Consider the following 22768-nt stretch of genomic DNA (forward strand, 5'->3'; position numbering starts at 1 on the left):
TCATGCTGCGGCGGCGAGGCCGAGATGATGTTCGAGCCGCGCTGGCTCGGCGATGAGCGTAGCACTGCGCTCGGCCAGGACCACGCGGCCGCGTTCGAGCACGATGGCGTCGTCCGTGAGTTCGAGGATCTTGCGCGCATGCTGCTCGATGACGATGGCAGCAAGCCCTTCCTCGCGGAACAGGGCCTTCAGCGCCTTGAGCAATTCCTCGACGATGATCGGCGCAAGCCCCTCGGTCGGCTCGTCGAGCAGCAATAGCCTCGGGTTGAGCATCAGCGCCCGGCCGATCGCCAGCATCTGCTGCTCGCCGCCCGAGAGCTGGTTGCCGAGATTGGCCTTCCGCTCGGCCAGCCGCGGAAACATGCGGAAGACGCGGTTCACATCCCACGCCCCCGGCCGGGCGACCGCCGTCAGGTTCTCCAGCACGGTCAGCGACTTGAAGATGTTGCGCTCCTGCGGCACCCAGCCGATGCCGGCATGCGCCCGCTGCTCGGGCGAAGCGGTGGAGAGGTCGCGCCCCGCCAGCACGATCCGCCCACCGCGCCGGCGCGTGACGCCGATGATGCTGTTGACCAGCGTGGTCTTGCCGACCCCGTTGCGGCCGAGCAGCGCGAGCGAATGCCCCTCGGCGAGAGTGAGGTCGATGTCGAACAGCACCTGCGCCTCGCCATAGCCGGCGCTCAGCTTCTCGATCTGCAGGAGCTCAGGCGTCGATGCGTCAGACATGGGCGCCCTCGCCGAGATAGGCCGCACGCACGCTCCTGTCGCGCGCCATCTCTTCGGGCGTGCCCTCCGCCAGCACCCGGCCATTGACGAGCACGGTGATGCGCGTCGCGAAGCGGAAGACGAGATCCATGTCGTGCTCGATCAGCAGCACCGAGACGTCGTCGGGCAGTTCGGCGACCGTCTGCATCAATTCGCGCCGCTCGGCCTCCGGCACGCCGGCGGCCGGCTCGTCGAGCAGCAGCAAGCTGGGCCTCGCGGCAAAGGATGCGGCGATCTCGATCTGGCGCTGCTTGCCATAGGGCAACGTCGCGATCGTCCGGTCCATGATGTCGCCCAGCTTGAAACGCGCCAGGATCTCGGCGGTCTGCTCTACGAGTTCCGCATCGCGGTCGAGCGCACGGAAGGGATGGCTGCCGCGCCCGAGCCGCTCGGAGGTGACGAGAGCGATCATCTCCAGCGGCGTCATCGTCGCGAAGAGCTGGTTGATCTGGAAGGTGCGGGCGAGGCCACGCTTCACCCGCGCCTCGCGCGGCAGCCTTGTGATGTCCTCACCCATCAGTTCGATGCGGCCGGAGCTCGGCTTGAGCACGCCTGTGAGCTGGTTGACGAAGGTCGTCTTGCCGGCGCCGTTCGGACCGATCAGCGCGTGGCGGGCGCCCTTTGCCAGCGTGAAGTCGACATGATCCGTCGCGGTGATGCCGCCGAAGCTCTTGACGAGGTCGAAGGTCTGGAGAGCGACGCTCATCATGCCCCTCCCCTTCGAAAGCGAGCGAAACGGCCGGCAACGGCCTTGACCGCGCCATGGATGATCTCGCGCCCGCCGAGCACGAAGAGCACGAGGAAAAGCCCGATCCAGAACATCCAGTATTGCGGGGTGAAGGTCGCGATCGCGTCCTGCAGCAGCTTGAAGGCGATGGCGCCAATGAGCCCGCCATAGAGATAGCCGGCGCCGCCGATGATCAGCACGAGCATCAGATCGGCCGAGCGATGGAAGTCGAGCACGTCGAGCGAGACGAATTGCGTCGTCTGCGCGAGCAGCGCTCCCGCGGCCCCGGCATAGGCTGCGGCAAGCATGTAGGCGGCAGCGAGACGGCGCGCATTCGGCACGCCCGAAGCCGAGGCCCGCAGCGGATTGTCACGGATCGCGCGTAGGGAGAGCCCGAAGGGCGAGTGCACCACACGCCGCGCGATCAGGAACAGAACGAAGAGCACACTGAGCGAATAGAGATAGGCGGTGCGGCCGAAGAGATCGAAGTCGAACAGGCCGAGCACCGGCCCCATCATGATGCCCTGCAAACCATCGGCACCGCCGGTCAGAAAGCCGAAGGAATTCGCCAGCTCGTAGAGGATCAGCGCGACGCCGAGCGTGATCATCAGGCGTGTAAGATCCGTGCCGCGCAGCACGAGCGGGCTGGTGACGAGGCCGAGCAGCCCCGCCGCCGCCATGCCGACGACGAGGCCGCCGAGCGGATCGCCCCCGACATGCTTGGCGAAGAGCCCCGCGGCATAGGCGCCCATGCCGAGGAAGGCGGCATGCCCCAACGACACGATGCCGGCATAGCCGAGGATCAGGTCAAGCGAGAGCGCGAACAGCGCCAGGATCGCGATCTCGTTGAGCAGCAGCAGGTTGCGTGGAAACAGCAGAAAGGCTGCAAAGGCGATCAGCCAGAAGGCGATCTCGGCCGGATGCCAGCGGCGGCCCGCATAGAGAGCCTGTCTGACGCGGCTTTCGAAGGTTTCCGCCCTCATGCCCGCGCCCTCGCGAACAGTCCGTGCGGCCGGATGATCAGCAGCAAGACCATCAGCGCGTAGATGATGAAGGCGCCGACCTGCGGCACGAGATATTTGCCGACGACATCGGCGACGCCGAGCAGCATCGCGGCGAAAAACGGGCCGGTGATGCTGGAGGTGCCCCCGACGGTGACGACGATCAGGAAGTAGATCATGAACTTCAATGGAAAGGTCGGGTCGAGGCCCATCAGCTCAATGCCGAGCGCGCCGCCCAGCCCGGCTAGTCCGCAGCCCAGCGCAAAGGTCAGCGCGAACAGCCGGTTGACCGGGATGCCGAGCCCACGCGCCACCCGCGCATCGTCGACAGCGGCGCGCAAACGGCTACCGAAGCGCGTCCGCGTGAAGCCCCATTGCAGCGAGAATGCCAGCAGCCCGCAGATCACGATGACGAAGAGCCGGTAGCGGCCGATGCCGATGCCGGCGATCTCGAAGCGGCCCTGCAGCCAGGCCGGCAGATGGATGAACTGCTGGGTCGAACCCATCAGCCAGTCGGTGCCGGCCACCGCCATGAAGACCAGTCCGATCGAGAACATCACCTGGTCGAGATGGCTCTTGGCGTACATCGGGCGGTAGATCAGCCGCTCCAGCACGATCCCGACCAGCGCCGCCGCCAGGAAGGCCAGCGGCAGGCACGCCAGGAACGGCACGCCGAGCCGCTGCATCGCCTGAACGGCGACATAGCCGCCGAGCATCGCGAAGGCGCCGTGGGCGAGGTTGACGAAGTTCATCAACCCCATCGTCACGGAGAGCCCGCAGCCGAGGACGAAGAGCACCATCCCATAGGCGATGCCATCGAACAGGATGGTCAGCATGGGCTTCGATCCCGGCTGGCTGTCCGGCCCGTCACTTGCGGGCCTTCACCGGGTCCTTGACGTCCTTGATCGTCTCGAACTCGACATTGTGGAGTTCCGAGCCGACCTTCTGCGTCTTGCGGACATAGATGTTCTGGATGATGTCGCGGGTATCGGGGTCGATCTTGACCGGCCCGCGCACGCTCTCCCATGACGCCCCCTTCATCGCCGCGATCAGCTTGTCGCCGCTGGCGTCGCCCTTGGTCGTCTCCAACGCCCTAGCGATCAGCTTCATGCCGTCATAGCCGCCGACCGCCATGAAGTTCGGCCGCATGCCGGGATTGGCCTTCAGGAAGGCTTCGACGAAGGCCTTGTTCGCCGGGCTGTCATGCGCGGCGGAGTAATGATGCGTGGTGATGGCGCCGACCGCGACATCGCCGATGCCTTCGAGGATGTCGTCATCGACCACGTCGCCGGGGCCGATCAGCTTGACGCCGGCCTTGTCCAGCCCGCGCTCGACGAACTGCTTCATGAACTGCGCGCCGATCCCCGACGGCACGAAGACGAAGAGCGCGTCCGGCCTGGCTTCCGAGACGCGCTGCAGGAAGGGTGCGAAATCGGGGTTGCGCAGCGGCACGCGCACGCTCTCGACCGTGCCGCCCGCCGCCTTGAACTTGGCCGCGAAGGAGGTCTCGGCGTCGATGCCCGGCCCGTAATCGGTGACGACCGTGAAGACCTTCTTGATGCCGTTTGCCGCGGCCCAGTCGGCCATCGGCTCCGACGCCTGCGGCAGGGTGAAGGAGGTCCGCACGATATAGGGCGAGGCCTCGGTGATGGAGGCGGTCGCCGCCGCCATCACGACCTCCGGCACCTTCGCCTGCGTCGCGATCTGCGCCGTCGCCATGGCAAGCGGCGTCAGGCCGAAGCCGGCCAGCACCGAAACCTTGTCGTTGACGACCAGCTCCTGCGCCAGGCGGCGCGTCGTATCGGCATTGCCGGCATCGTCCTTGAGGATCACTTCGAGCTTGCGCCCGCCATGAACCGCGCCTTCCTTGGCGAGGAAGAGCTTCACCGCCGCATCGATCTGCTTGCCGGTCGAGGCGAAGGGCCCCGTCATCGGCAGGATCAGCCCGATCTTCACCGCTTCCTGCGCCAGTGCCGCGCTACCAGTCGTGGCCGCCAGCGTGAGGCCGAGAATTCCACCCAGAACTGTCCTGCGATGCGTCATGTCGTCATTCCTCCCGAAATGTCTGTGGTCCCCTTTTGGCGGGGCTTTTCTTCTGCTTATTCGTCTTCGTCGTCGCGATAGACGAGGCCTGCTTTGGCGAGGCCTTCGCGCATAGCGTACATGTCCAGCCCGAGTTCGCCAGAGGCCAGGCGTCTACGCTTTTCGTCTTCATTGGCCTCGCGCTTGCGGCCGGCTGCCGCGACGGCTTCCGCCTGCAGCCGCGGCACCACCACGACCCCGTCGTCATCCGCGACGATCACGTCTCCGGGATGAACCAGCGCCCCGGCGCAGACCACCGGCACATTGACAGAACCCGGCGTCGCCTTGACCGTGCCCTTGGCCGAGATCGCCCGCGACCAGACCGGAAAGCCCATCTGCGTCAGCACGCGCACGTCGCGCACGCCGGCATCGATGACGAGGCCCGCGCCGCCGCGCGCCTTGAGCGAGGTCGCGAGCAAATCGCCGAACATACCGTCGGTGTTGTCGGTGGTGCAGGCTACGACGAGCACATCGCCCGGCTGCACCTGCTCGATCGCGACATGGATCATCCAGTTGTCGCCGGGCTGGGCGAGCACGGTGACGGCGCCGCCCGCGATCTGCGCGCCGGCGTAGATCGGCCGCATATAAGGCTTCATCAGCCCGGCCCGCCCCATCGCCTCATGTGTGGTGGAGACGCCGAGTTCCCCGAGATCGGCCATCGCCGCGGCCGGGGCACGCTTCTTGGTGCGGATGACGACGGGGGTCATGCCAGCGCCTCCAGCGCTTCCGGGAAGAGCCGCTGATAGGCCTCGCCATAGGTCATCGCCTTGCCGGAGTTGCGGCCACCCTGCATGCCGCGGTTGAGCGCGACACGCGTGTAGTATTCCCAGAGATGCTTCTGCGCGGCCAGGATCTCGAAGGCCTTGCGCTTCTGCTCCCAGACCGCGTCGATGTTCAGGATGACGTTCGGCTTGAAATTGCACTGCTCGGGCTGGTGCGGCTCAAACAGGAAGACAGGCGGGGCGGCATAGGCGCGCTCCGGATCAGGCTTGTGCCCGGCCGCCTGCGCGATAATGCGCGCCTCCTGCGCGAAGCGCGTCGCCTCGGGATGGTCGACATTGTAGGGATCTTCGAGCGCGTGGGTCAGCACGAAGCTCGGACCCAGCTCGTGGAAGATGTCGATGGCGCGGTCCAGCATATCGGGCGTCGTCCGCAGCGGATAATCTCCGGCATCCATGAACTCGATCTCGGCGCCGAGCAGTTCGGCCGCAGCGGCGGCCTCCTCGTGGCGCTGGGCCTTGACGTCCTCCATCCTCACCCCCGCCTTCTTCCAGGCGAACTGGCTCTCGCCGCGCTCGCCATAGGACAGGCAGAGGATCTTCACCCGCATCCCGCGCTTCGCATGCAGGGCGATGGCCCCGCCCGCCCGCCAGACGAAATCGCCCGGATGCGCGGTGATCACCAGACCTGTCTTCTGCGCGTCGGCCATTGCCGTCAGCCCTCTTTCAATCATTCGGCAGCACGGCGAGCGTTGCCCGCATGCGCCGCCATGACGCTCGCCGGCACGAAGGCGCGGCCTTCCATCAGGATGCGCGCGGTGCGCAGCAATCCGGCCCGCTCGACCAGCGGCCGCTCGGCTGTTCCGCCAACCGTCAATGTCACGGTGAATTCGCCAGTGGGATGCTCGACCGAGACTGCGCGTTCGCGCCCCTCGGGCATCGCAGCAACGGCGGCCGCCGGCGAACCCGGCAGCACTGCGGCGGTCGCCACCGTCACCGCGGCGAAGACGCCGATCGAGCCGTGGCATTCCTGGGGAATGAAGCTGCGGGTGCAGATCGCCCCGCCGGCCTGCGGCGGCGCGACGAGTGCAACCTTGGGCACGACCTTCTTGGCGACATCGCCGAGATTCATCAGCGGCCCGGCCGCAAGACGAATGCGCTCGATCCGCGCCTTCAACTCCGTGTCCTTGTCCAGTTGCTCGCGCGGCTCGTAGCCCGTGCGCCCGACATCGGCCGCGCGCATCACGATCACCGGCATGCCGTTGTCGATCAGTGTGCACGGCGCGCCCTCGATCACATCGACAACGTTGCCGGTCGGGAGCAGCGCGCCGCAGACCGAGCCTTCCGCATCGAGGAAACCGATATCGATCGGTGCCGAAGTGCCCGGAACGCCGTCGATACGCGCTTCGCCCGCAGCGCTGGCCTCGCCATCGGGCGTATCCATGGTGAGGTCGGCGATGGTGCCGGTGTTGATCGTGCGGACGCGGACGCTGGTGCGCGCGCCGGTCGCCTTGACCAGCCCCAGCGCCAGCGCAAACGGCCCGACCCCGGCGAGGATGTTGCCGCAATTCGGCGTCGTATCGACGGTTCCCGTCTCGATGCCGACCTGCGCGAACAGGAAATCGATGTCGCAGCCTGGCTCGCTCGAACGCGAGACGATGGCGACCTTGCTGGTCAGCGGATGCGCGCCGCCAAGCCCGTCGACCTGCCGCTTGTCCGGCGAGCCCATCACCGCGAGCAGGAAGGCGTCGCGCGCCGCGATATCCGCCGGCAGGTCATCGCGCATGAAATAGGCCCCCTTCGAGGTGCCCCCGCGGATCAGCATGCAGGGAACGGCGATCTGGCTCATCGCCTCACGCTCCTGCTGCGAAGTTTGCGCGTGCACCGCGTTGCTGGGCGTCGGCAACGGCGTTGGCGAGGCCGGGCTCCAGACCGGCGGCAGCGAGCATCTCAGCCGCCTCGCGCATCTCCGCCGCCCGGCGGATGCCATGGGTCGCGACACGCTCGCGCATATCGGCGGCCAGCGCATAGAAATCGATCGACGGAAACGTCGCGTGCAGGCTGGCGAAGACCGGATCCTTGACGTCCCAGGCCTCGCAGGCAGCGGCGCAATCGACCATCAACGCCTCCAGCCCCTTGATGACGATGCTGCGGCAGAGCTTCATCGCCGATGCACGGCCGAACGTCTCGGAAACCGGCGTCAGGTTCATGCCCAGCCCATTCAGCGTCTCGGCCACGACCTCGGCCTTCGGACCGCCGGCGAGGATCGCGACCTTGAGGCCGGGCTTCAGCACCGGCGCCATCACCGCGGCCTCGACATAATCGGCGCCGCTGGCCTCGACTGCCTTCGCGGCCCGCTGCTTGGTCGAAGGCGCGGCCGAATTCACGTCGACGAAAACCTGACCGGGTCTCAGCCAGCTCGCTGCCTCGGCAGCCACGGCCTCGGCGCGGTCGGCCGTCACCGCCGAAAAGATGAAGGATGCCTGCGAGCAGGCTTCAGCCGCCGACACGCCGCAGCTCACGCCGATCTGCCGCGCCGCATCCTCAAGCCGCTGCCCGGCAGCCCTGCCGAAAAGCAGGTCGTAGGTGCGAATTCCGGCCGCGCCATTGGCCAGGAGGCCGCGCGAGAAGGTTTGCCCGACCTCACCGAATCCGATGAATGCGATCGCCGCCGGTGCCGAACCAGCCATCGTCGCCACTCCTTGTGCGTTTCTTCCCGCAGCAAAGGTGGAGCAGGCTCATTGCTTCATCAAATGATAAGAATGCAGCGATTGATTAGTTTCATTCATCTCACCGCGGCGAGACCGAGCGCTTCAAGGCCTGGCTTAGCAGGGACAGAAGATCGCGCGCCGCCGGGCGCAGCGGCACGGTCTTGCGGGTGATGATGCCGAGCGTGCGCGTCACCGCCGGCGCGCGCAGCGGCACCGCGACCAGCTCTCCGGCATCGAGCACATCGAGTGCCAGCTGCGGCACCACCGCATAGCCGATGCAGGAACGCACCAGACTGACCGCAGTGACGACCCGCTGGACCTCGTAGCGCCAGGTCAGGCTTTCGCGCCGCGCGCCCAGCGCATCGTCGATCAGGATGCGGTTCCCGGTTTCGGCGCTGATGCGCACGAGCGGCTCGCCCTGCAACTGGGCCCAAGTCAGCGACGACGCCTGGGCGAGCGGCATGCTGCGATGGCTGACCAGCACGAAGGGCTCCTTCACCACTGGCTTCAGCTCCAGGTCCCAGCGATTCGCCGCAACAATGGTGACGCCAAACTCCGCCTCGCCGGACTGCACCTTGTCTGCGATCTCCGAAGCCGAGTTGTCGTGGACCCTCACCCCGACGCCGGGATGGCGCTTGGCGAAGGTCGCGATCACCGAGGGCATGCAATGGACGGCGACCGTCGGCAGGCAGCCGACCGAGACCTGCTCGTCGCCCTCCCGGACATCGACCCTGACCTCGTCGAGCGCCGATCCCAGATCCTCGAAGATTCGGCGAGCGCGCGGGAGCAGTGCCGTGCCTGCCGCCGTCAGCGAGACCTGACGCGTGGTGCGCAGGAACAGCGGCGTGCCCAGCGATTCCTCGAGCTTGCGGATGCGGTGGCTGAGCGCGGTCTGCGACAGGTTGAGATGGGAGGCGGCGGCGCGGAAGCTGCCGCGCTCCGCGATGCTGATGAACGCCTGAAGCCCTAGAACATCCACGCGCATGGGATTGCCTGGTCCTCGCGATGGCAGCCGCCGACGGAAAGCGATCCGTCACCGGTATCAGCAACCGCGCGGCTGACAAACCTCCCGCAGCCCTATTCGCCAAACTGACGAATCCAGCCGATCTGCCGGTCGATGCAGCGCTCCCGCTCGTAGCTGGCAATCACCGTCTCGCGGGCGGCCCGCCTCAGCGAACGAGCCAATGCGGGCTGTGCCAGCGCTTCCGCGATGCGTTCCGCCAAGAGCGCTTCCTCATGGAACGGCGCGAGCAGGCCATTGCTTCCGTCGCGGATGACCTCCTTCACCGGCTCCGTATCCGAGCCGATGACGAGGCAGCCACAGGCCATCGCCTCGAGCAGCGACCAGGACAGAACGAAGGGAACGGTGAGATAGACATGCGCGGCCGAGACCTGAAACAGCCGAATCAGTTTCTCATAGGACAGCCAGGGGATGTGGACGATGCGTTCGCCGAGCCCGGTCTCGGCGCACATCGCCTCACGCCAGCTGTTGTCATCGGAACGCGGGCGTCCATAGCCGGCGCCGTCGCCGCCGATCACGACGAAGATGAGGTCCGGATGGCGGGCGGCCAGGATGGCCGCGGCGCGCATGAACTGGGGATAGCCGCGATAGGGGTCGAGGTCGCGGGCGACGAAGGTGACCACCGGCGAGCCAGGCACCAGCACGCGGCCATCGGGCAGCACGAAGGACGCTTCCGCGTCGGACCTGCAGAAGGTGGTGTCGATGCCGTCATGACAGACGGCGATTCGCTTGCGGTAGGCCGCCGGATATTGCTGGCGCTGCCACTGCGTCGGCGCATAGGCGGCATCCAGCGTGTCGAGAGCGAGAAGCTGTGCGGCGTTGCGCATGCGCACGCGATAGCGGTCGGCAGCGGGAACCGGATCGCTCATGCCGAAATCCAGGTCGGACCCCGTGCTGCGATAATAGTACTCGCAATAGCCGATCAGCGCGGCATCGGGCAGCGTGTCGCGCGCGAACAGCAGCCCGCCCCACCCGATGTGTCCGAGGACGACATCGGGTGGGTCAGTGCTCTTCAGCCGCTCCATCAGCCGGGCAACCGCCTCGCCCGTCCGCAGGTGATATTCGGTGGCGGCGAGCGCGGGATGCCGCGTCGACGTCTCCTCCACCGAATAGACCAGCTGACTGACGCCGGGTTGCTCCTGCCCAGGACGCTCCGTGATCAGCGAGACCTCGACGCCCTGGGCGACGAGGCTCGCGATCAGAGCAGCGAACTGACCAGATCCTGCGCGATGAACGAATAGGACATGCATGATGCGAGGAGCACGCCGCCGTAGCGGAGCGCGTCATTCCACCATTGTTCGAGATGGCGCAGGGTTTCGTGGGTGGTGCGCAGGTCGGTGTCGCGGTTGCTTTCGAGCCGCTGGCCGAACTGGCTGGCTTCGTCGAGAAGCCGCAGACGCTCGCACAGCATCTGCCCCTTCAACGAGAGCGAGATTCGCGCCTGCCGACGATCACGAGGCGACGCACCGCGGTCGAGATAGCCACTCTCCACCAGTTGCTTGAGATTGTAGGACGCGTTGGACCCTCCGTAATGCCCACGGTCCAGGAGATCGCGGACCGCGATCTCGCCGTGCCCGATCGTCATCAGGACCATCACCTGCGATGGCGAGATGTCGTCGATGCCCAGCTTGTTCAGCTCCAGGCGCAGGTAATCCAGAAAGCGCCGGCTGACACGTTCGATAACGCGAGCCAGATCGAACGGAGAAATTCCGCGATCCCGCTCTTCTTCGAGGTCATCGGACCCATCCGCCCGATGATGGCCATTCAAGGAACTGCCTAGGAATTGCCCGCCGCTATGCAATTTAAAGTGCATCCCTTACTCCGCCTGATCGAAAAATGAACAATCCACCCCTTTTGTCCCCTTTCTCTACTAAGAGCCTATAGGCAAAGCACATGCCATATTCCTTGGCTAATAATTAAGATTGCATCAATCCAGAGATGGTCGGAAACTAATTCGAAATTCAAAGTTTTGCATAGTTTTGCCTCATTTTCTTTCTTTCGAATCGATGGACTACCTTTCTAATCTGTCATAATCTTGACACCCGCTCCGTATCACGTTTGCCTTGCTGAAAGCGGGCGCGTGTTTGACGGTCTCGCCGCCACACCCCGCACCCCAACCACAATCCTGGAGTCGTGCATGAAGGCCGCGATGCTGGCACCTGACGTCCTGATCCGAAATCTCCAGCGATCCTTCGTTGGCGGCCTCGGCTATGCGGCGTTCCTCAGCCTCTGCGTGAACCTGCTGCTGCTGACCGTTCCGCTGTTCATGATGCAGGTGCAGGACCGCGTCATCGTCAGCCACAGCTACGACACGCTCACGATGCTCCTGATCATCGCCATCGGAGCTCTGACGCTGTACGGCACGGTCGAGTTCATCCGCTCCCTGACATTCCAGACCATGGCCAGCATTTTTGCGCGCCGGCTCAATCTGCCGGCGCTGCAGGCTGCCGTGAGCTCGTCTCTGGAGCAGGGTTCGGGACAGGCGACGCAGGCGATTCGCGACCTGAACGATATCCGCTTCTTCATCGCGAGCTCGGCGATCGCCACCCCGCTGGAAGCGGCCTGGTCGCCGATCTTCCTCGCAGTCCTTTTCGCATTGCATCCGATCTACGGGCTGGTCGGCCTGGCCTCGCTGATCATCCTGCTGCTGCTCGGCGTGCTCTCCGACATGCTCACCCGCCGGATTCTCAAGGAGGCGAACGAGGCGGGGGTCGCCAGCATCAACGAAGTCGGCGCGAGCCTGCGTCATGCCGAGACGATCGAGGCCATGGGCATGCTGCCCGCGCTTTCCAGGCGCTGGCGCGGCCAGCAGCTGGCGATGATCGAGCAGCTCGACATGGGCACCCGGCGCGCCAAGTTCATCGCTGCCGTGACGCGCTCCTCGCGCATGACCATGCAGCTTGCCGTCTATGCAACCGGCGCAACCCTCATCATCCGCAACGAGGTCACCGCCGGAACGCTGATGGCCGCGAGCATCCTGAGCGGCCGGCTGCTGGCGCCGTTTGATTCGATGATCACCGACTGGCGGCAATGGGTTTTGGCGGCCGCGGCCTGGAAGCGCGTGCGCGACCTTGTTCTGGCGCGCAGCTCGCAGCGGCAGACGGTGCCGACCCCGCCCTGCCAGGGCGACCTCGTGGTCGATCGCGTCGTCTTCGCGCCGCCGGGCTCGGAGCAGACCGTGATCAAGAGCGTCTCCTTCACGCTTGAACCGGGCGAGGTGCTCGGCGTGGTCGGCCCTTCCGGAGCCGGCAAGTCGACGCTGGCGCGGCTGCTGGTCGGCGTGCTCAAGCCCAATGTCGGCGGCGTCTATCTGGACGGGCACAGCACCTTTCTGTGGGAGCGCGGCTCCTTCGGCGCGATGGTCGGCTACCTCCCGCAATCGGTCTCGCTGCTGAACGGCACGATCGCCGAAAACATCGCCCGCATGCGCGAGCCCGACCCCCACGCCATTCTGGAAGCCGCGCGAATCGCCGGGGTTCACGAGCTGATCGGCCGCCTGCCGCTCGGCTACGACACCAACGTCGCCGATACCGGCTTCACTCTCTCGGGCGGCCAGCGCCAGCGCATCGGCCTGGCGCGCGCGCTCTACGGCTCGCCGCGGCTGATCGTGCTCGACGAGCCCAACGCCAATCTCGACGCCGAAGGCGAGCAGAGCCTGATCCGCGCCATCGCCGCGGCGCGCGAAGGCGGCGCCATCGTCGTGCTGATCGCGCATCGTCCATCGGTGATGCAGGTCGTCGACAAGCTCCTCGTGCTGCGCGAGGGCCGCGTGCAGCAATTCGGCCCACGCGCGGCCATCGCCGGCATGATCACGCCAGGTGGGCGGATCGACATGGAGCCTCCCGCCAACGCACCCGCCCCGATCCGTGAGGTGAAGGCATGACCGGACGTTCCCTGATCAAACGCCCTGAACAGCCCCTGGTCGCGCAGATCGATGCGGAGCCGCAGGATGAGCGCGTCCCGAGCCTGCGCAGCCTGGTTCTCGCCGGCGCGGCCGCAATCGGCGTCGGCTTCGGCGGATTCGGCGCATGGGCGGTCACCGCGCGGCTCGACAACGCCGCCGTCGCGAATGGCGTCGTCGCGGTCGACAGCAAGCGCAAGACCGTCAGCCACCTCGAGGGCGGCATCCTGAAGACGCTGCTGAAGGCGGAAGGTGAGCGCGTCGCCAAGGACGAACCGCTGCTGCGGCTCGAAGACGCCCGCGCCCGCGCCGAATTGCAGCAATTGCAGGCCAAGCGCATCGGACTGGAAGCAAAGCTCGCCCGCCTGCGCGCCGAACAGACGAATGCGACCGATATCGCCTTCCCCGCCGATATCGCGCGCATGGAAACGCCGATCGCACGCGAAGTCCTGCGGGCCGAGCAGACGTTCTTCAAGTCACGCGGCCAGGTCCAGGACGGCAAGACCCATATCCAGCAGCGCGTCATCGAACAGCATCAGGCCGAAGCCGACGCGCTGAAGGCCCAGATCGACGCCACCATTCAGCAGCGCTCGCTCATCGACGAAGAGGTCCGGATCATGGCCGACCTCTACGAAAAGCGCTACGCCAAGCGCGGCCAGCTCGTCGAACTGCAGACCAAGCAGAGCGAACTCGTTGGCCGGGCGGGCGAGTTCGCCGCCCGCAAGGCCAAGGCCGAGCAGGCTGTGGCCGGCGCCAATCTGGAAATCCTCTCGATCAGCCTGGAACGGCAGAACGACATCGCGCGGGAGATCCAGGAATCCCAACTCATGCTCTCCGAGGTCACCGAACGCATCGTGCAGGCCGAGGATGTGCTGCGCCGGCTGGTCGTGACCTCCCCGCAAGAGGGCATCGTCGCCAACATCCGGATGCGCACCGCTGGCAGCGTGATCGCCGCCGGCGAGGCGATCCTCGACATCGTGCCGGAGCGCGAACCGCTGATCGTGGAAGCGAAGGTCGATCCGCGCGACATTGATGCGGTCCGCGTCGGCGCCAACACCCGCGTGCGCCTGACCGCCTTCAACTCCCGTCTGCTGCCGCCGATACAGGCGAAGGTGACCTATGTCGCGCCGGATCAGCTCATCGATGAGAAGACCGGCGCGTCCTACTTCGTCGTGCGCGCCGAAATCGATCAGGAAAGCCTGCGCGACTACAAGGTTTCGCTGCACGCCGGCATGAACGCCGAGGTCATGATCGTCAATGGCGCGCGCCGGGCGATCGACTATCTGGTGTCGCCGTTCACCGACAGCTTCAACCGCGCCTTCCGCGAAGACTGACCCGCCCGCCGCGGCTGCCGCCGGCAAGCCACGGCTCGGCATGTATTTCGATTTTGGAAGTATATTTACGGCACACTCGAAAGAATTATCTCCGTAAATTAGAATATAAACTGCGCTGCATCGCAAAATCGTCACAACAAATGTCTTGCTGCAACGCACTCATTGAGTAATCCTTAGATTGTCGAGCGACAGCATGACTATGCGGAGCTGTCGGAACCGTTCCTGGACTTTCAGTTCCGCGGCGCCACCGCCGAACGACCGGGATCACCAGATCGCTATGGAGGTGCCGTATGGCGACGATCGAAGGAAGTGCATTCGACGACTTTTTGATTGGGAGTCGGTTCAGCGACGTTATCTTGGCCGGTGCCGGCCACGATATCGTGCATGGCGGCGATCAGGTCGACTCGATCTTCGGCGAGGAAGGCAATGATCTGCTCTATGGCGACGGCGGCAACGACGCCCTGTTCGGCGGCGAGGGCGACGACATCCTCTTCGGCGGGCTCGGCGACGACATCCTCTCCGGCGATGAGGGCAACGACGCCCTCTTCGGCGGCGAGGGCAACGACACGCTGATCGGCGGCGCCGGCGACGACATCCTGCGCGGCAATGCCGGCGACGATGTGCTGATCGGCGGCGAGGGCAACGACCTGCTGCAAGGTGGGCCGGGCGACGACATCCTTCAGGGTGGTGCCGGCAACGACATCCTGCAGGGCGGCGATGGCGCCGATATCCTCTATGGCGGCGCCGGCGACGACATCCTGCAGGGCGGCGCCGGTGACGACATGCTGTTCGGCGGCGCCGGCAACGACGTTCTGCACGGCGGCGCCGGCAGCGACGTCTTCGTCTTCGCCGGCGGCGGCGGCAACGACGTCGTCCTCGATTTCGAGGCCGGCTCGGACATGCTGCAGATCGCGCACGACATCAATGGCACCGGCGTGGCTTCGGCCGAGGACGTGGCGGCGCGCGCCACCACGGTCGGCGGCAACACCGTCATCGATCTCGGCAATGGCGACACCCTGACCCTCGTCGGCGTCCACGCCGAGGACGTGCAGGCCGATCCGCACTCCTACTTCTCGGTCGCCTGATCGCCCTGACGCGCTGTCCCGCCGGCCGTGGTCGGGCGGGACAGCACGCCTCAACAACGTCCCGGAGCGCCCTTTGCGGGGCGCTCCGGGCTCCCCCGTGCCGCAGGAACGCCTCCATGCTTTCACTTGCGCCCGCCCCTGTTGCGGTGACACCCCCGGCCCAGCTCGAACTCCATCGCCTCGGCGGCTCGATCTTCCTGCTTTGCTGGACGCTCGAGGCTTCGCCCTTCGGCAAGCCGTCGATCGCCCTGACCGGAGGAGGCAGACGCCTCGCAGCCGCATCGATTTCGCTCGGATTGCGTGACGGGCGCGAGCGGCTTGCAATCGCCTTCCGTTCCTCCGGGCACGACAGCATCGTCGCGACCCTTTCTGATCAGGGTCCGCAGGGTGACGTAACCGCTTCATTCGACCCCGCACTCGTCCATGGCCTCGCCGATCCCGCCGAGATCCTGAAGGATCTTGCGCCGCAAGCCCGGCTGACTCTGGCCAATGCGCTGGTGCGCGCCTGGCCGCCGCTGTTCGGCCTCTCCTCAATTCCCAACTACCTGTCCTTTCTGCGCCAGCTCCTGCTGACCTTGTTCGCAAAGCCGGCCGCGATGCAGCCCACTGCGGCGCTGGTCGAAGGCCAATGGCTCGTCGAGACCTTCGTGCCTGCAGATTTCGGCGCGTTGCGCACGGCGTCTCGCCTCGACGGTGCCGGCCTCACCCGCCTGGATCTGAAATCGCGCGTCGGCGCCGCCGATCGCAGCGGCAAGCGCGAGCTGCACCTCGTGCTGGAGGAGCCGCCCGTTCGTGGCGGCGGATTGCTGATCCTGCAGAGCGAGCGCTCCCTGATCGTCCGCGCTCTGCCCGGCCGGCAGGCCGCGCCCTCGCTTGGCCGCTGGTGGGCCGGGAAGGCGGCGAGCCGCGACGGCCTGCGCAACTGGGTCGTCGAACAGCTTGCCGGCCTGTCCGAGCAGGGGCGGCTGCTGGCCGTCGAAATGCAGCGGCGCGTTCCGCTCGCCGTCCAGCATGTCCGCCGGAACGATGACCTGCCCGCCGCCGAGCTCGACCTCGCGGTCTGCAACCGCGCCGGCCTGCTGATCGGCGGTTGGCTGCGCGATCCCGACGACCTCCTGCAGGAGGTGCTGTTGCATCGCGGCGCCGGCGAGCCGATCGCCATGCTCTCACGCCTCCAGCGCTTCCCCGTGCGGCTGCCGACCGGCGCGGAAGGCGAAACGCGCACTGCGACGGGCTTCGCCGCCTTCGCCTCCGACTATGCCGGCGGAGCGCCGGTGCTGCAGCCGCGCTGCGAGATCAAGCTGAAATCCGGGACGACGCTGACGCTGCGCCCGGCAGTGCAGCCGGCCGACGCGGCAACGATCCGCGCCCGGGCCCTCGCGGCGATCCCGCCGCAATATCTGACGGCCGCGATGCTGGAGGGGACGCTCGCACCGATCCTCGCCGCCTGTCAGGACGAATTGAGCGAAAGCCGCCCGGAACCGACGGTCAGGGAATTCGGACAGCCTTGGGCCCGCCCGAAGGCCTCCGTGGTGATCCCGCTCTATCGCGTCTACGATTTCCTGCGCGTACAGGTCGCCGCCTTCGCCGGTGATCCCTGGTTCGTCGAGAATGCCGAGCTGATCTATGTGCTCGACTCGCCCGAGCACGAGGCGGAGGTCGCGCATCTGCTCGGCGGGCTTCACCTCGCCTACGGCCTGCCGATGCGGCTCGTCGCGATGCGGCGCAATGGCGGCTTTTCCGCCGCCTGCAATGCCGGTGTACGCCAGGGGCGCGGCGAGGCGCTCGCGCTCGTCAATTCCGACGTGATCCCCAGCAGAAACGGCTGGCTGGCGGCGCTGATCGCCAAGCTCGACCGCCGCCGCAGGGTCGGAGCGGTCGGGCCGAAGCTGCTCTACGATGATGGCTCGCTGCAGCATGCCGGGCTTTACTTCAAGCGCGACAGCAAAGGCACATGGCTCAACCACCATTACTTCAAGGGCATGCCGGGTAGCTATGCTCCGGCCAATATCGAGCGCCCCGTGCCCGGCGTTACCGGCGCCTGCATCGTCATCGCGCGCGAGCTCTTCGACGAACTCGGCGGCTTCGACGAGAGCTATGTCATCGGCGACTACGAGGACAGCGACCTCTGCCTCAAGGTCCGGCGCGCCGGCTTCGGCATCCTCTATGCGCCGGATACGGCGCTCTATCACCTCGAGCGTCAGTCGATTTCCAAAAGCTCCGACTACACGCGCGGCGCCGCCTCCCAGCACAACGCCTGGCTCCAGACCCGGCGTTGGGACGCGCAGATCGATGCGCTGATGCAGGCCTTCGAGACCTCGGCGGCGGAGCCCGCGCTGCAAGGGCCCGCTCCGAGCGAGCCCGACCTTGTTCCCCGCTTCGGCTTCAGGAGAGCGACCGCGGCATGACGGCTATCACAGCCCTGAGACAGATCGCGCCTGAGCCGGCGTCCGGGGACACCCCCATAGAGCCACAGCTCGACTGGCTGCTGGCTTCGCTGCAGACCAACCGGTTCATGCCGCACCCGCCGCCGGACTCGATCTTCGTCGGCGATGGCGACTACCGCGCGATCGGCGCCGAGTTCCTCGGCCACTTCATCCGGATCGGCGGCTTGAAGCCGCACGAGCGCGTCTTCGACATCGGCTGCGGCATCGGCCGCATGGCCATTCCGCTGACGCAATATCTGGACTCCGAACGCGGCAGCTACGACGGCGTCGATCCGGTGATGGAGGGCATCCTCTGGTGCGCTCAGACGATCACCCCGGCCTATCCGCGTTTCCGCTTCCAGCGCCTCGACATCGCCCATCCGCTCTACAATCCGCGGGGCTCGCTGCCCGGCATCGAGGTCCGCTTCGGCTTCGCCAATGGCAGCTTCGATTTCTTGACGATGATCTCCGTCGCCACGCATCTGCCGCCCGACGAGCTCGTCGTCTATCTGCAGGAGGCTTCGCGGCTTCTCGCGCCGGGCGGCCGTCTTTTCCTGACCGCCTTTGCGATCGACGGCACCGCCACCGGCCAGGAACGCCTGTCGTTCAAGCGCTGGCAGGATGGTCCGGGCTGGTACGCCATCGACGAGGCGCCGCTCGCCGCCGCCGGCATCGATCCGCATTTTCTCATCGAGCAGGCGGCGCAGGCTGGTCTCGAAGTCTCGGCGCTGCGTCCGGGCCATTGGCGCGGCATCAGCGCGGCGCACTATCAGGACGTCCTGATCGCGACGAAGCCGCGGGGTCGGACATGACCCGCCGCATCCTCGTCGTCGCGCACAACCATCCCTCGCTGCATCCGGGCGGCACCGAGATCTTCGCGCATGATCTCGCCGGCGCCTATCGCGAGCAAGGTTGCGAGGTGCTGTTCCTCGGCGCGACCAACGCGATCCATCGCCAGCCGCATCCCGGGACGGCACTGCAATCGGTCGGCGACGACGCGGTGCTCTGGAGCGGCCATTTCGACCGGTTCCACATGAGCCAGATCGATCACTACGGCACGCTGCAGGACCTTGCGACGCTGCTCGGCGAGTTCCGGCCGGATGTGATCCATGTCCATCATCTCGTGCTGATCGGCGCCGAGTTCCTGACGCTGGCGCGCCGGCTCCTGCCGGAAGCGACGATCGTGATGACCCTGCATGACTACTATCCGATCTGCCATCATGACGGGTTGATGGTGCGGCCCGCCGACCGCCAGCGCTGCTCCGGCGCCTCCCCCGCCGCTTGCCATGGCTGCTTCCCCGAAATCGGCTCCGACCGCTTCCTGCTGCGCGAGCGCTTCATCAAGACGCATCTGGCCGCCGTCGACCGCTTCGTCGCGCCGAGCCGCTTCCTGCGCCAGCGCTATGTCGAGTGGGGCCTGCCGGCGGAGAAGATCGAGGTCATCGCCAATGCTCGCCCCAGCCAGGAGCCGGCCCCGCACCGGCCCGGCAACGGGCGCCGCGCGAGCTTCGGCTACTTCGGCAATCTCAATCCCTGGAAAGGCGTTCTCCCATTGCTTCAGGCGGCGCAGCTGCTGCGCGCTGCCGGGGAGCGGGAATTCTCGCTGCGCATTCATGGCGGCGCGCCGTTCCAGAGCGAGGCTTTCACCACCGCCCTCGATGCGGCCCTCGCTGGCACCGAAGGTGTCGTCACCCATTGCGGCCCTTATCGCCGCGAGGAGGTGCCGGCACTGATGGCCGAGGTCGATTGGGTCGTGATGCCTTCGATCTGGTGGGAGAATGCGCCCCTCGTCATCCAGGAAGCGTTCCAGCATCGCCGGCCGCTGATCGTCAGCAATATCGGCGGCATGGCCGAGATGGTGCGCGACGATGTCGACGGGCTCCATGTCCGGCCGGGCGACCCGGCCGCGCTGGCCCGCGCGATGCGCCGGGCAATGGATGAATACGGCCTCTGGCAGCGCCTCGTCGACGGCATTGCCAGCCAGCCATCGCTCGCCGAATGCGCCGGCCGCCACCTCGCCCTCTTCGATCGCCTCAAGCTTGCGGAGGCCGCATGACGACAGCCCAGCAACAGGACAGGGAAATCCGCCTGCCGAACATCAGCCCGGCGAAATTGAACGGACGGATCGACGCCCTCGACGGCAGCCGCCTGCATGGCTGGATCTGGGACGAAGCCCGTCCCGACGAAGCCATCACGGTCAAGCTCTATTGCGACGGCCAGCTCGCCGGCGAGACCAAGGCCGATCAGAGCCGGATCGACCTGCGCCGCAACGGCATCGGTGACGGCAGGCACGCCTTCTCGATGGAACTCGACGAGACGCTGGTCGCGGCCCGCAGCCGCCTCACCGTCGTCGGTGTTTCGCCGGCGACCGGCGCCGAACTGGAGCTGCGCCTCCCGGCGGCGGACGAGCTCGCGGCGGAAGCCGCGATCGCCGTACCGCTCGCGCGCTTCTTCGACAAGGTCGAGATGCTGATTGCGCTCAACCGGCGCAGCCAGCTTGCCCAGAAGGAGCTGAACGAAAAGCTCGACCGCATCGCGGCGCGGCTCGAAGAGAATCATGCCCTGGCGGAGGCCACCAAGGCCGAGACGGAGAGCCAGAGCGAGATCGTCCGCCGTCTCGGCGAGCTCGATGTCTTCCAGCTGCGCTTCGACGGCACGCTGCGCGGCTTCGACGAGCGGCTCGATGCGATCCGCAAGGAAGCGCGCGCCCCGCTGCGGCAGGTCACCGTCATTCTCGGCTTCCTGTCGGCGCTGGCCGCGATGATGTCCTTCGTCACGCTGGCCGTGACGCTCTGGGGAGGCTGAGGCGATGAGTGAGGTCATCGTTCCCGAGAGGACTGCGGTCGCCCCGGCTCCGACGGTCGCCTGGACGCCGCTCGGCGAGAACGCCATCCTCGTCCGCAGCACCTGCGACGCCATCCCGGCCAAGGTCCCGGTCGCGGTCGACGGCAATCCGCGCAACCGCGCCCAGACCATGGTGCTGAGCTGGCGTCGGCCCGGAGCCGAGGCTTCGGCAGCGACCGGCTTCCTCTGCCTGGCACCGGCCCCGAGCGTCGACAGCAGCGGCACCGGCGCGCTCCTGATCGGCCGCCCCGGTCGTCCGCTTCGGCTGATCCTGGCACCGAAGCCGCAGCCGCTTCAGGTTTTCCTGTCCGAACTCGCCGACGACGCCGGACAAGCCTTTCCGAGCGTCGTCGACGGCCTGCTCGAAGTGCTGCTGACCGGCGCGCCCAATCCGCGCCGCCTGCGCGCGGTCGCGATGCTCCTGCAAACCGTCGCGCGGCCCGGCGGCTTCGTCGAGGTGATGGGATCGCTCGATGGCGACGGCATCTTCCTGCAGGGTTGGACCTCCCATTTTGCAGCCGGGCGGATCAAGCTTCTGATCGCCCATGGCGGCCTCTCCCCAGCCAATCTCGAAGCCGGAACCTTGGAGCGGGATGATCTCGGCGAAGGCGCCCGCGGCTTCTTCGGCCTGCTCGAGGATTGCCAGGCCCAGCAGCCGGGAGAGATCGAGCGGCTCTATTTCCGCGGGAACGACGGCTGGCGCGCGCTCGAGGTCTATGAGCGCTATGTCCTGCTCGAACCGATCACCGTTCCCGGCCATCTCCGCGACGGGCTCCAGCGCGGCACGGCCCCCCAGGCCACGGCCGACAAGCTGCGGCGCGCCTCCCAGCGCTTCGACGGCCGCGACACTGTCTGCCTCCTGGAAGAGCCGGTCCGCGCCGGCATCGACGCCGTCACCATTGTCGAGAACACCGGTGTTCTGATCATCGGCTGGCTCTTTGATCCGGAGCGCCGGGTCGACGCGGTCACGCTGCGCAGCGGCAGCCAGTCCTGCGCCGTCGACCGGCTCTGGACCCGCGTGCAGCGGCCGGACGTCACGGCGGCCTTCATGGAGGACCCGCGCTTCGGCCCGGCCCTCGCCTCGCGGCGCAACAGCCACGGCTTCATCGTCTTCGCGCCCAAGCTCGTGCCGGAACCCGGCCAGCCGCTCCACCTCGCCTTCGAGGTCCAGGGCACCGGCCCTGCCTTCCTGCCGCTCGAACCCAATCGCGGCCAGGCGCGCCGGGCGCTCGAGCGCATCCTCGGTCTGCTCGACCCGCGTTCCGCGACGGCGAATGCCGTCGTCGAGCGCCAGATCGCTCCGGCCCTGCAGGCTGCGGAGATCGCGCCGCCGCGTGCCGTCGAGACCCTCGATGTCGGCGCGTTCGACCCGGAGGCTCAACTCGGCCTCGTCATCGGCCTCGACCATCGCCAGCGCGAATTGTCAGCGCTCTTCGCGCTGATGGCGATGGACCCGGAGGTCAGGCCGCTGCCGATCGTGCTCGCTGCGCCCTCGGAGAGCTTCGACCGCGTCGGTGCCGAAGCCCGCCGGCTGGCCCGCTTCTACGGGCTCTCGGTGCGTCTCATCGCCGTCGAAGGTGTCGAGGACGCCTGCGACGCGCTGGAGGCCGGTGTCCGCGCCTGCCGCTTCCAGACGGTGGCCCTGCTATCGGGCGCCGCCCAGATCCGGATGCCGGGCTGGCTCGGCCGGCTCGAACGGGCCTATCGCGCGCGCGGCGGCCAATGCGTTGCCAGCCCCACCCTGCTCTTCGAGGACGATTCAATCCGCTGGGCCGGCGCCTGGCTGGAGGGCGAGGGAGCCAGCCGGCGCATTGCCAATCGTTTCGTCGGCTATCCGCTGGAGGCGGTCGGCAATCTCGGTCCGATGGAGGTCGCGGCCGGCGCGAGCGAATGCTGCGTGCTCTCGCGTGCCGCCTTCGTCCAGGTCGGCGGCTTCGCGCGCAACTACTTCACCACGGCGGAGAAGGGTCTCGATCTCTGCCTCAAGCTCAGGATGGCGGGCTCCCCCTCTCTCTGGGTGCCGGATGTCGAGGTCTACGCGGTCGATGACGCCGAGATCGCCTCGCCCCATCTCGGCGCGCTCGCCCAGCTCGCGGACCGGACCAGCTTCGACCGGCGTTGGGCACTCGCCATCTCCAATATGAAAGGCTGA

Annotated in this window: 20 protein-coding genes; 8 read left to right on the plus strand and 12 right to left on the minus strand. The window is 67.0% G+C overall.

Annotation, left to right across the window (positions count from 1 at the left end):
* The 12 genes from AB4Z10_RS04450 to AB4Z10_RS04505 form a co-directional block, all read right to left on the minus strand.
* Complete coding sequence (locus AB4Z10_RS04450) at window positions 1–726, minus strand: ABC transporter ATP-binding protein (RefSeq protein WP_441469171.1); 726 nt, start codon at window positions 724–726, stop codon at window positions 1–3.
* Entirely contained in the window at window positions 719–1471 is a 753-nt protein-coding gene (locus tag AB4Z10_RS04455) for an ABC transporter ATP-binding protein (protein WP_441469172.1), read from the minus strand. The genes AB4Z10_RS04450 and AB4Z10_RS04455 overlap by 8 nt, the downstream gene beginning before the upstream one ends.
* A complete protein-coding gene (locus tag AB4Z10_RS04460; RefSeq protein WP_441469173.1) occupies window positions 1471–2475 on the minus strand; it encodes a branched-chain amino acid ABC transporter permease in 1005 nt (334 codons plus the stop codon). The genes AB4Z10_RS04455 and AB4Z10_RS04460 overlap by 1 nt, the downstream gene beginning before the upstream one ends.
* A complete protein-coding gene (locus AB4Z10_RS04465; protein ID WP_441469174.1) occupies window positions 2472–3329 on the minus strand; it encodes a branched-chain amino acid ABC transporter permease in 858 nt (285 codons plus the stop codon). The genes AB4Z10_RS04460 and AB4Z10_RS04465 overlap by 4 nt, the downstream gene beginning before the upstream one ends.
* A 31-nt stretch (window positions 3330–3360) precedes the next feature.
* A complete protein-coding gene (locus tag AB4Z10_RS04470) occupies window positions 3361–4536 on the minus strand; it encodes an ABC transporter substrate-binding protein (protein ID WP_441469175.1) in 1176 nt (391 codons plus the stop codon).
* A gap of 56 nt (window positions 4537–4592) precedes the next feature.
* Window positions 4593–5282, minus strand: coding sequence for a 4-carboxy-4-hydroxy-2-oxoadipate aldolase/oxaloacetate decarboxylase (locus AB4Z10_RS04475; RefSeq protein WP_441469176.1), 690 nt, complete (start codon window positions 5280–5282; stop codon window positions 4593–4595).
* Entirely contained in the window at window positions 5279–6004 is a 726-nt protein-coding gene (locus tag AB4Z10_RS04480; RefSeq protein WP_441469177.1) for a PIG-L deacetylase family protein, read from the minus strand. The genes AB4Z10_RS04475 and AB4Z10_RS04480 overlap by 4 nt, the downstream gene beginning before the upstream one ends.
* A 20-nt stretch (window positions 6005–6024) precedes the next feature.
* The gene (locus AB4Z10_RS04485) at window positions 6025–7143 is read right to left on the minus strand and encodes a 4-oxalomesaconate tautomerase (protein WP_441469178.1); all 1119 of its coding nucleotides are present in this window, start codon (window positions 7141–7143) and stop codon (window positions 6025–6027) included.
* Between the two features lie 4 nt (window positions 7144–7147).
* A complete protein-coding gene (locus AB4Z10_RS04490) occupies window positions 7148–7984 on the minus strand; it encodes an NAD(P)-dependent oxidoreductase (protein ID WP_441469179.1) in 837 nt (278 codons plus the stop codon).
* Window positions 7985–8084: 100 nt separating this feature from the next.
* Window positions 8085–8990: a LysR family transcriptional regulator gene (locus tag AB4Z10_RS04495; RefSeq protein ID WP_441469180.1), complete on the minus strand. Its 906-nt coding sequence runs from the start codon at window positions 8988–8990 to the stop codon at window positions 8085–8087.
* Between the two features lie 92 nt (window positions 8991–9082).
* A complete protein-coding gene (locus AB4Z10_RS04500) occupies window positions 9083–10276 on the minus strand; it encodes a glycosyltransferase (protein WP_441469181.1) in 1194 nt (397 codons plus the stop codon).
* Window positions 10225–10839: a MarR family transcriptional regulator gene (locus AB4Z10_RS04505; protein WP_441469182.1), complete on the minus strand. Its 615-nt coding sequence runs from the start codon at window positions 10837–10839 to the stop codon at window positions 10225–10227. The genes AB4Z10_RS04500 and AB4Z10_RS04505 overlap by 52 nt, the downstream gene beginning before the upstream one ends.
* 324 nt (window positions 10840–11163) lie before the next feature.
* On the opposite strand from AB4Z10_RS04505, the gene AB4Z10_RS04510 reads away from it, so the two are divergent.
* The 8 genes from AB4Z10_RS04510 (at window position 11164) to AB4Z10_RS04545 (ending at window position 22768) form a co-directional block, all read left to right on the plus strand.
* The gene (locus AB4Z10_RS04510; protein ID WP_441469183.1) at window positions 11164–12909 is read left to right on the plus strand and encodes a type I secretion system permease/ATPase; all 1746 of its coding nucleotides are present in this window, start codon (window positions 11164–11166) and stop codon (window positions 12907–12909) included.
* Complete coding sequence (locus tag AB4Z10_RS04515) at window positions 12906–14261, plus strand: HlyD family type I secretion periplasmic adaptor subunit (RefSeq protein ID WP_441469184.1); 1356 nt, start codon at window positions 12906–12908, stop codon at window positions 14259–14261. The genes AB4Z10_RS04510 and AB4Z10_RS04515 overlap by 4 nt, the downstream gene beginning before the upstream one ends.
* Before the next feature lie 290 nt (window positions 14262–14551).
* A complete protein-coding gene (locus AB4Z10_RS04520) occupies window positions 14552–15346 on the plus strand; it encodes a calcium-binding protein (RefSeq protein ID WP_441469185.1) in 795 nt (264 codons plus the stop codon).
* A gap of 116 nt (window positions 15347–15462) precedes the next feature.
* On the plus strand, window positions 15463–17754 hold the full coding sequence (locus tag AB4Z10_RS04525) for a glycosyltransferase (protein ID WP_441469186.1): 2292 nt from the start codon (window positions 15463–15465) through the stop codon (window positions 17752–17754).
* Window positions 17751–18584, plus strand: a complete 834-nt coding sequence (locus tag AB4Z10_RS04530; protein ID WP_441469187.1) for a class I SAM-dependent methyltransferase — start codon at window positions 17751–17753, stop codon at window positions 18582–18584. Before AB4Z10_RS04525 ends, AB4Z10_RS04530 begins: the two co-directional genes overlap by 4 nt.
* Window positions 18581–19828, plus strand: coding sequence for a glycosyltransferase family 4 protein (locus AB4Z10_RS04535; protein WP_441469188.1), 1248 nt, complete (start codon window positions 18581–18583; stop codon window positions 19826–19828). The genes AB4Z10_RS04530 and AB4Z10_RS04535 overlap by 4 nt, the downstream gene beginning before the upstream one ends.
* Window positions 19825–20577: a hypothetical protein gene (locus tag AB4Z10_RS04540; protein ID WP_441469189.1), complete on the plus strand. Its 753-nt coding sequence runs from the start codon at window positions 19825–19827 to the stop codon at window positions 20575–20577. Before AB4Z10_RS04535 ends, AB4Z10_RS04540 begins: the two co-directional genes overlap by 4 nt.
* Before the next feature lie 4 nt (window positions 20578–20581).
* Window positions 20582–22768: a glycosyltransferase family 2 protein gene (locus AB4Z10_RS04545; RefSeq protein WP_441469190.1), complete on the plus strand. Its 2187-nt coding sequence runs from the start codon at window positions 20582–20584 to the stop codon at window positions 22766–22768.

This window comes from Allobosea sp. RAF48, from assembly GCF_052114025.1.
GTDB lineage: Bacteria > Pseudomonadota > Alphaproteobacteria > Rhizobiales > Beijerinckiaceae > Allobosea.

Bases quoted from the DNA above. Each gene is read 5' to 3' on its own strand.
- AB4Z10_RS04450 (WP_441469171.1), bottom strand. From the start codon at position 726: ATGTCTGACGCATCGACGCCTGAGCTCCTGCAGATCGAGAAGCTGAGC.
- AB4Z10_RS04455 (WP_441469172.1), bottom strand. From the start codon at position 1,471: ATGAGCGTCGCTCTCCAGACCTTCGACCTCGTCAAGAGCTTCGGCGGC.
- AB4Z10_RS04460 (WP_441469173.1), bottom strand. From the start codon at position 2,475: ATGAGGGCGGAAACCTTCGAAAGCCGCGTCAGACAGGCTCTCTATGCG.
- AB4Z10_RS04465 (WP_441469174.1), bottom strand. From the start codon at position 3,329: ATGCTGACCATCCTGTTCGATGGCATCGCCTATGGGATGGTGCTCTTC.
- AB4Z10_RS04470 (WP_441469175.1), bottom strand. From the start codon at position 4,536: ATGACGCATCGCAGGACAGTTCTGGGTGGAATTCTCGGCCTCACGCTG.
- AB4Z10_RS04475 (WP_441469176.1), bottom strand. From the start codon at position 5,282: ATGACCCCCGTCGTCATCCGCACCAAGAAGCGTGCCCCGGCCGCGGCG.
- AB4Z10_RS04480 (WP_441469177.1), bottom strand. From the start codon at position 6,004: ATGGCCGACGCGCAGAAGACAGGTCTGGTGATCACCGCGCATCCGGGC.
- AB4Z10_RS04485 (WP_441469178.1), bottom strand. From the start codon at position 7,143: ATGAGCCAGATCGCCGTTCCCTGCATGCTGATCCGCGGGGGCACCTCG.
- AB4Z10_RS04490 (WP_441469179.1), bottom strand. From the start codon at position 7,984: ATGGCTGGTTCGGCACCGGCGGCGATCGCATTCATCGGATTCGGTGAG.
- AB4Z10_RS04495 (WP_441469180.1), bottom strand. From the start codon at position 8,990: ATGCGCGTGGATGTTCTAGGGCTTCAGGCGTTCATCAGCATCGCGGAG.
- AB4Z10_RS04500 (WP_441469181.1), bottom strand. From the start codon at position 10,276: ATGCATGTCCTATTCGTTCATCGCGCAGGATCTGGTCAGTTCGCTGCT.
- AB4Z10_RS04505 (WP_441469182.1), bottom strand. From the start codon at position 10,839: ATGCACTTTAAATTGCATAGCGGCGGGCAATTCCTAGGCAGTTCCTTG.
- AB4Z10_RS04510 (WP_441469183.1), top strand. From the start codon at position 11,164: ATGAAGGCCGCGATGCTGGCACCTGACGTCCTGATCCGAAATCTCCAG.
- AB4Z10_RS04515 (WP_441469184.1), top strand. From the start codon at position 12,906: ATGACCGGACGTTCCCTGATCAAACGCCCTGAACAGCCCCTGGTCGCG.
- AB4Z10_RS04520 (WP_441469185.1), top strand. From the start codon at position 14,552: ATGGCGACGATCGAAGGAAGTGCATTCGACGACTTTTTGATTGGGAGT.
- AB4Z10_RS04525 (WP_441469186.1), top strand. From the start codon at position 15,463: ATGCTTTCACTTGCGCCCGCCCCTGTTGCGGTGACACCCCCGGCCCAG.
- AB4Z10_RS04530 (WP_441469187.1), top strand. From the start codon at position 17,751: ATGACGGCTATCACAGCCCTGAGACAGATCGCGCCTGAGCCGGCGTCC.
- AB4Z10_RS04535 (WP_441469188.1), top strand. From the start codon at position 18,581: ATGACCCGCCGCATCCTCGTCGTCGCGCACAACCATCCCTCGCTGCAT.
- AB4Z10_RS04540 (WP_441469189.1), top strand. From the start codon at position 19,825: ATGACGACAGCCCAGCAACAGGACAGGGAAATCCGCCTGCCGAACATC.
- AB4Z10_RS04545 (WP_441469190.1), top strand. From the start codon at position 20,582: ATGAGTGAGGTCATCGTTCCCGAGAGGACTGCGGTCGCCCCGGCTCCG.